Annotated in this window: 7 protein-coding genes; 4 read left to right on the top strand and 3 right to left on the bottom strand. The window is 71.8% G+C overall.

Annotated elements, in window-relative coordinates; all coding sequences use genetic code 11:
- Positions 1–313: 313 nt before the first annotated feature.
- Complete coding sequence (locus AB0G11_RS47640; RefSeq protein WP_357593816.1) at positions 314–1,132, bottom strand: GNAT family N-acetyltransferase; 819 nt, start codon at positions 1,130–1,132, stop codon at positions 314–316.
- Between the two features lie 111 nt (positions 1,133–1,243).
- Positions 1,244–2,254 (bottom strand): saccharopine dehydrogenase NADP-binding domain-containing protein, encoded by a 1,011-nt coding sequence (locus AB0G11_RS47635; RefSeq protein ID WP_357593814.1) that lies wholly within the window; start codon positions 2,252–2,254, stop codon positions 1,244–1,246.
- 45 nt (positions 2,255–2,299) lie between these two features.
- Between AB0G11_RS47635 and AB0G11_RS47630 the strand changes: the two genes are divergently transcribed.
- Complete coding sequence (locus AB0G11_RS47630; RefSeq protein WP_357593812.1) at positions 2,300–2,974, top strand: TetR/AcrR family transcriptional regulator; 675 nt, start codon at positions 2,300–2,302, stop codon at positions 2,972–2,974.
- 62 nt (positions 2,975–3,036) lie between these two features.
- Here AB0G11_RS47630 and AB0G11_RS47625 read toward each other — a convergent pair whose 3' ends face one another.
- Positions 3,037–3,924 (bottom strand): type II CAAX endopeptidase family protein, encoded by an 888-nt coding sequence (locus AB0G11_RS47625; protein WP_219517667.1) that lies wholly within the window; start codon positions 3,922–3,924, stop codon positions 3,037–3,039.
- Positions 3,925–4,094: 170 nt separating this feature from the next.
- Between AB0G11_RS47625 and AB0G11_RS47620 the strand changes: the two genes are divergently transcribed.
- The 3 genes from AB0G11_RS47620 (at position 4,095) to AB0G11_RS47610 (ending at position 6,914) form a co-directional block, all read left to right on the top strand.
- Positions 4,095–5,270, top strand: coding sequence for a histidine kinase (locus AB0G11_RS47620; protein WP_357593810.1), 1,176 nt, complete (start codon positions 4,095–4,097; stop codon positions 5,268–5,270).
- The gene (locus AB0G11_RS47615) at positions 5,267–5,953 is read left to right on the top strand and encodes a response regulator transcription factor (RefSeq protein ID WP_357593808.1); all 687 of its coding nucleotides are present in this window, start codon (positions 5,267–5,269) and stop codon (positions 5,951–5,953) included. Before AB0G11_RS47620 ends, AB0G11_RS47615 begins: the two co-directional genes overlap by 4 nt.
- Positions 5,954–6,368: 415 nt before the next feature.
- The gene (locus tag AB0G11_RS47610; protein ID WP_357593806.1) at positions 6,369–6,914 is read left to right on the top strand and encodes a hypothetical protein; all 546 of its coding nucleotides are present in this window, start codon (positions 6,369–6,371) and stop codon (positions 6,912–6,914) included.
- The last annotated feature ends 5 nt before the right edge of the window (positions 6,915–6,919 follow it).

Genomic DNA, 6,919 nt, shown 5'->3' with positions numbered 1-6,919 from the left:
ACGGAAGACGGCCGGATCGTGCTCGGCCCCCGGCGGAGAGGTGAGGAAGGCCAGGAACTCCAGCACCGGCCAGGCGAACAGGGCGATTGCGGCGGCCACCCGCCGGAACGCGTCAGGATCCTTCATCATGCGCAGCCAACCGTCAACCGGTCCCGGGCAGCCCGGGGCCCTGGTCCCCGATGCCCGGGAGGAATGTCCCGGGCATCGGGGCTTGAAGCGCGGCGAGCGGTCCGGCGTACGCGCCTGGCACGGCCATCAGCGGCGCACCCCGGCTCGCTGATCTCTACGCGACCGGCCCCCTTCTGATGTCCGGTCAGCCCATCGAGATGAGGATGGGCGCGACGTATCGGCTGCGGTCGCCCGGGTGCCGGTCGGCGCCGTGGACCATCGTCGGGAGGGCCGACGGTCCTTGAACGGGACCCAGCCCGGTGAGCCACGGACGCAGGCCCGGGTAGGCGTCCAGCAGATCGATCCGCACGTCGCGGTCGGCGCAGTGCGCGGCGGCCAGGATGAGCTCGCGGGCGGCCTCCTCCGAAGGCGCGACCACGGGGCCGATGACACGGTGGGGGCCGGCGTTCCAGGCCACGGCGAAGCCGCCGTCGGTGACGACCACGCGCTCGGCCATGGACAGCAGGGCGGCCAGCGCCTTGCTCCGGTCGGCCCCGGTGATCTCGGCGTCCAGGGCGATCAGCGCGGCGTGGTCGTCCGGTGTGGCCACGCGGACGGCGGCCGACGACGCCGTCTCCCGCATCGGCCCCGTGGTGATCGTCAGGCTTCCCGTCGGCCGGAAGCCCAGTCGCTCGTAGACAGGGCGCCCGAAGCGGGTCGCGGTCAGCTCCACGACGCGGTCCCCGGCGACCTCCAGGGCATGCTCCATCAGCCGGGTGCCGAGCCCCTGCCTGCCGTACCTGCCGGCGACGATCATCATGCCGACGCCGGCCAGCGCATCGCCGTACGGACTCACCACGACGCACCCGGCCAGCCCGTCCCCGTCCGCCGCGTCGACGGCGTAGACCTCGCCCGCCTCGAACATCAACCGCCACTTGGCCTCGTCGGTGGCCCAGCCGCGATCGGCTTCGAGCTGCCGGCACAGGGGCAGGTCCTCCGGACCAAGACGTCGAATATCACTCACAGGCGAGAACCTACATCCCCCGGTTTCGCCATGAAGTCCGGGCTCGGCGGGATGGGGCCTGGTCGGCACGCTGCCGCACTGTTCCGGGGGCGGGTTCGTGCTGAACGACGGTCATGCGGGGTCGTCGCCGAGGTCGAGGGCGAATCCGCCGGTGGCCAGCTCGGTCAGGAACGGTACGGGGTCCACGAGCTGCTCGATGTGGGCGGCCCCGGGTGGCAGGTCAGGAAGGTGGCGGATGAGCAGGGCGGCGGTGCGCCCGGTGGCGAGGCTTTGCCGCCGTCCGGTGAAGGAGGCCTGGACCGCGCCGCAACGCACCGTCACGGCGAAGCCGTCACCGCCGACGTGGGCCGTGCCGAGCGCGCTGAGCAGCAGCCGACGGACCTGGGGGCGGTGGAGCAGGCGGGCGACGGCCGGCCGTCCGGCCACCGAGAGCAACCGGGTGACCAGGCGGGAGTCCAGGCACAGTCCGGTGCGGGCCGAGGGGACGCCCAGGGTGGTGGGCAGGGTGTGCTGGTCGGAGAACGGGAAGCGGTGCACGGTGCGTTCGCCGTACGGCGCGGGGAAGTTCATGGTCCACGAGCCGTCGAGCCGGCCGAGCCCGTCCAGCGTCCAGGCGAGTGCGGCGGGCCCGTGTGCCTCGCCCGAGCCGAGCAGCGCGCCGATGAGCAGCTCGGTGGAGGGGGAGCGTTCGGCGCAGACGCGGGCCAGCAGGTTGGTGACGCCGGGGATCAGGCCGACGCTCATCGCGAGCGTCGCGCCGTGCTCCCTGGCCGGCTCGTCCAGGGCCTGGAGGGCGGCGAGCAGGTGGTGGGAGGCGGTCACGTCCACGTAGTGGATGCCGCGTTCCACGCAGGCGCGGGCGACGCGGGCGTTGTCGACCTCGGCGCACATGAGCACGGTGTCGACCCCGTCCAGCGCTCTGGCCAGGTCGGCCGGGTCGGCGGCGTCCACGCGCCTGGCGGTGGTGCCGGGGACGGGCGGGGCCTTGCCGGGGTTGCGTCCGGCGACGATGACGTTCGTGCCGGGGTGGCCGGCAAGCGCGTGCGCGGCCTCGCGGCCGACCGCGCCGTAGCCGCCCAGGACGAGGATCGAGCGCCGCGCCCTTGAGCCCGGAGTTTTCATAGTCACACTATAAGAATGTTTTCATAGTGCCGCTATAGTCAAGTCGTGAGCGAAACACCACGAACCCCATCGGGGCGCGTACCCGGGAAGAAGGAGGACGGGCGCACGGTGCGGGCCCGGTCCACCCGAGCCCGCATCGTCACCGCGGCCGCCGAACTGTTCACCACGGCGGGCTACACCACCACGAGCATCACCGCGATCGCCGCCAAGGCCGAGGTGAGCGAGCCGACCGTCTACTACTCCTTCGGCACCAAGCGGGCCATCCTCACCACCGCCCTCGACCAGGCCGTCGCCGGCGACGACGAGCCCATCCCCACCCTGGAACGGCAGTGGGTGCGCGACGCACTCGCCGACCCCGACCCGCTCGGGCAGCTACGCCGCCAGGTCGCCGGAGCCGCGGACATCTACCTGCGCGCCGCACCCTTGCTGGACGTGGTCCGCAGCGCCGCCACCACCGACCCCGACCTGGCCGAGGTCTGGGCCGCCAACCTCCAGCAGCGCCTCACCGTGCAACGCGTCTTCACCGACGCCCTGGCCCGCAAGACGACCCTGCGCGACGGGCTCACCGCCGAGGCCGCCGCCGACGTCGCCCTGGCCGTGCTCTCGCCCGAGAACTACAACCTGCTCGTCGCCCACCGCGGCTGGTCCCACCAGCAGTGGCAGGACTGGGCCGTCGACGCGCTCACCCGCCTGCTCACCCCGGCGGACGGCCACGCCTGAACTGCGTGCACGGCCCACCCGGCCTGGGTCTGGTGCGATGACGGGACGTACGAGCCGGGGGGTCAGGCGGGGTGCTCGGTGCGGCGGGAGCGGGGCCGGATCTGGCCGTTACGCGCGGCCCGCCGCAGCAGGAGGACGGTGGGCACCAGGCAGAGCAGCAGGGCGAGCAGGCTGGCCTCGGGTCCGAACGTCCCGCCGGTCAGCACGGAGGGGCCGGACAGCGTGACGTTCAGCAGGCCGTGGGACGGCACGTCCGCCCCGGAGATCGTGACGCCGAAGATCCCGCTCTGGGTGAAGTTCCACGCGAAGTGCAGCCCGATCGGCAGCCACAGCGCACGAGTGGCGACGTAGGCGGCGGTCATCAGGAAGCCGCCCGTCAACGCGATCGAGAGCGCACCCCACAGCGTGGCGTTGGGGTTGACCAGGTGCAGCGCGCCGAACAGCAGCGTGGAGACGGCCAGCGCGCCGGCCGTGCCGATGCGCCCCTCCATGATGCGGAACAGAACCCCGCGGAACAGGAGCTCTTCGGCCACCGCGACGCTCGACATCATGCCTGCGGCGCCGACGAGCCCGCCGACGGAGCCCCAGGACACCTCCTGCCAGCCCCCGAACATCGCGATCAGCACCATCAACCCGGCGAACAGGCCGAACCCGAGCAGCGTCCCGCGCCACAGCTGGGACCGGCTGCCCGCCTTCGGGAGTTCGGCGATGTCCGGGCGGAGCTCGACGGTCCGGCACAGCCATCGGTAGCAGGCCACGGCGGCGACGGCCAGGCCGATCCCCACCGGCAGGGCGAGGATCGGGACGGGTGAGACGACCTGGTTGATCCCGGCGATCGCGGTCATCACACCGAACATGGCCACCAGCAGGACAGGGAAGCGGAACTGCCGCAACCGGAGCCGTCCCGCCGAGGGGGCGGCCTCCGGGGAAGCGCTTGCCGGGTGTTCCATGGACGCCATGATCGCGTTCCTCTCGACCGAGTCGCCGCGGCGATTTCCGCGACCTCACCGAGACTAGGAAGCGGCACGGGGCCTGCCATCCCACCGGAACGGACATTCGCTGTAGCTCTCACGGGGGATGGAGGCACGGCGGAACCAGCCTGCGCCATTAAGCTTGCACGGTGTTCGCGAACGTCGTCCGTTCTGCCCGCTCCTGGCTGGACTTCTGGGGAACTCGCTCCACCCTCGCCAAGGACAGCGCGCTCGCGGCGTCGCTCACGCTGCTGGGCTTCGTGCCGACACTGTCGACGATCGCGGCGCGGATCGGCGATCTGGCCGAGCGGCCGTCCGACGCGGCGGCCGTGGTGCTGACCCTGGCGCAGTCCGCACCGCTGGCCGTGCGCAGCCGCTGGCCGGCGCTCTGCCTGGCGGTCACCGGCACCGCGTTCGCCCTGCACCAGGCGCTGGCCTATCCGCCGACCTTCGCCAGCATCGGGCTCTACCTGGCGGTGTACGCGGCCGGAGCCCATCAGGCCCGGTTCCGTCGCGGACTCGCCGCGGCGTCGACCGCCGGCTACGCCGTGCTGGCGGTGGTGCTGCACGGTCTGGGGTCGCCCAGCCGGGTCCAGGACTTCGTGGCGTTCTACCTGACCTTGGCGGTGATCTGGACGGCCGGCGCGGCGATGCGCCGGTGGCGGGCGGACGAGGCCGAGCGCCGGCGGCTCAGCGCGGACGTGGCCAGGGCCGCCGAACGCGCCCGCATCGCCCGCGAGCTGCACGACGTGGTCACGCATCATGTGACCGCCATGGTCGTCCAGGCGGACGCGGCACAGTTCACGTCCGGCACGACGGCGGGGTTCGCCGCCATCAGCGACAGCGGACGGCGGGCGCTGACCGAACTGCGCCACCTGCTCGGCGTACTGGAAGCCACCGGCGACTCGGGCGGCGCGGACCGCGCGCCGACGCTGGCCGGGATCGCCGGTCTGGTGGAGAACGCCCGCCTGTCCGGCCAGCCCGCCGAGCTGACCGAGCATGGTGAGCAGCGGCCACGGGCCGTGGACGTCGAGCTGGCCGCCTACCGGGTGGTGCAGGAAGCGCTCACCAACGCGATGAAGCACGCGCCAGGACGCCGCACCACGGTCACACTGCACCACCACCCCGACCACCTCGCCGTCGAGGTGGCCAACGACGGCCCCGACGGCACTGTGCAAGCCGTGCCCGCCGTGCCGTCGGGCGGGCGCGGGCTGGACGGCCTGCGCCGGCGGCTGCGCCTGCTGGACGGCGAACTGGTCACAGAGCACCGGCCCGACGGCGGGTTCGGCGTACGGACCCGCATCCCCGCCAGGAGTGAGACATGACCGACACCCCGATCAAGGTCCTCGTCTGCGAGGACCAGGAGCTGGTACGAGCCGGCTACATCGCCATCTTCTCCGCCCAGCCCGACCTCGACGTGGTCGGCGAGGCCGCGGACGGCCGGGCGGCAGTCGAGGCGGCGCGACGGCTGTGCCCGGACGTCATCGTGATGGACATCCGGATGCCCGTCCTGAACGGCATCGAGGCCACCCGGCAACTGGCCGGCCCCGGCAGCGCCACTCCGGCGAAGGTGCTGGTCGTCACCACGTTCAACGTCGACGAGTACGTGTACGAAGCGCTCAGGGCGGGAGCCAGCGGCTTCCTGCTCAAGGACACGCCACCGGCGGAGCTGGTCAACGGCGTGCGTACCGTCGCACGCGGCGAGTCGCTGCTGGCCCCCGCCGTCACGCGCTCCCTCATCGGCCACTTCGCCGACCGCCTCCGCCCCGCCGACACCTCCGGATCGGCCCGGGAGGAGGTCGTACGGGCCCTGACCCCGCGCGAGCTGGAGGTGCTCGAACAGATCGCCGCCGGACTGTCGAACGCGGAGATCGCCGCGAAGCTGTTCATCACTCCCGAGACCGTGAAGACGTACGTGTCACGCATCCTGGCGAAACTGCACCTGCGTGACCGCGTCCAGGCGGTCGTGCTCGCCTACCGGGTGGGGCTGGTCTCGACCGCGTACTGAACCAGCCGGTCACACCGCCTCTCCCGGGAATTGTCGGTGGCGTGCGGCACAGTGATCGCATGAGCGACTCGCCTGCCACCAGCGTTGTGCCCGATGCCCCCAGTTCTGTCACCCGGGCGGGTGCCCCTGCGCAGGCCCTCGTCTGTTCCACCTGCCAGGGAGTGATCGTCGGCGTCGAAGCCGGAGCCTTCACGGTCCAGCGTGGCCAGCTGATTCTCAGCAACGGCTACTGCCAAGGAGACCGTTGCGGCTCAGCGCGATGACCTCCGCTCGCCACGATCGGGGTCCGTCTGGGGGATGACCTCGATCGCGACCTCCGGAGGATCTGGCCGAGACCTGACGCCGACGTTCAGGGCACCCCCGCGGCGACAGACTGGCGGAGTTGTAGAACGCAATCTCCCGAGGGGGCCGCTACATGACTGAAACGAAGAAGCTGTGGGCACGACGTGGAATCGCCGGACTGGCTGCCACGCTCGCGTTGATCACCGGGACGGCGACGGCGTCCTTCGCCGGCACCGCGCCTTCCGCCCCCGAGCCCCGGCTGTCGGGATCCGCGGGCGGCGTCCTGACCAAGGCGTTCGGGTCTTGGGCCGGGGACCCGGTGAAGTTCCAGATCGAGGCCCGTGGCGGACCCGGCACCACGAAGGGGCGTTTCCAGGTGTTCCACGGGAACAGCAGGACCGGTGGCGTCGTCGCCGAGTTCGAGGGGAAGATCACCTGCCTGCTGGTGGGCGGTGAGGTCGCCGTCGCCACCGGCGTCATCACCCGTGGTCAGGCGAACCTCACGAATGACAAGAACACTGACGTGACCGGCCAGAAGGTCTCGTTCACCGTGCACGACAACGGGCGTTCCGACAGGCTCTACTGGATGTGGGGGTTCATGAACGCGCCGATCAACGACTGCCAGGGCACGGCGCCGATCCTGAAGACGAGCCACGGGGACTTCAAGGTCCGGGACTGACGACC

The sequence above is a fragment of the Nonomuraea sp. NPDC023979 genome (genome assembly GCF_040639085.1).
Lineage (GTDB): Bacteria > Actinomycetota > Actinomycetes > Streptosporangiales > Streptosporangiaceae > Nonomuraea > Nonomuraea ceibae.
This window is presented reverse-complemented; position numbering and strand designations above follow the sequence as displayed.

Bases quoted from the DNA above. Each gene is read 5' to 3' on its own strand.
- AB0G11_RS47635 (WP_357593814.1), bottom strand. From the start codon at position 2,254: ATGAAAACTCCGGGCTCAAGGGCGCGGCGCTCGATCCTCGTCCTGGGC.
- AB0G11_RS47625 (WP_219517667.1), bottom strand. From the start codon at position 3,924: ATGGAACACCCGGCAAGCGCTTCCCCGGAGGCCGCCCCCTCGGCGGGA.
- AB0G11_RS47615 (WP_357593808.1), top strand. From the start codon at position 5,267: ATGACCGACACCCCGATCAAGGTCCTCGTCTGCGAGGACCAGGAGCTG.
- AB0G11_RS47610 (WP_357593806.1), top strand. From the start codon at position 6,369: ATGACTGAAACGAAGAAGCTGTGGGCACGACGTGGAATCGCCGGACTG.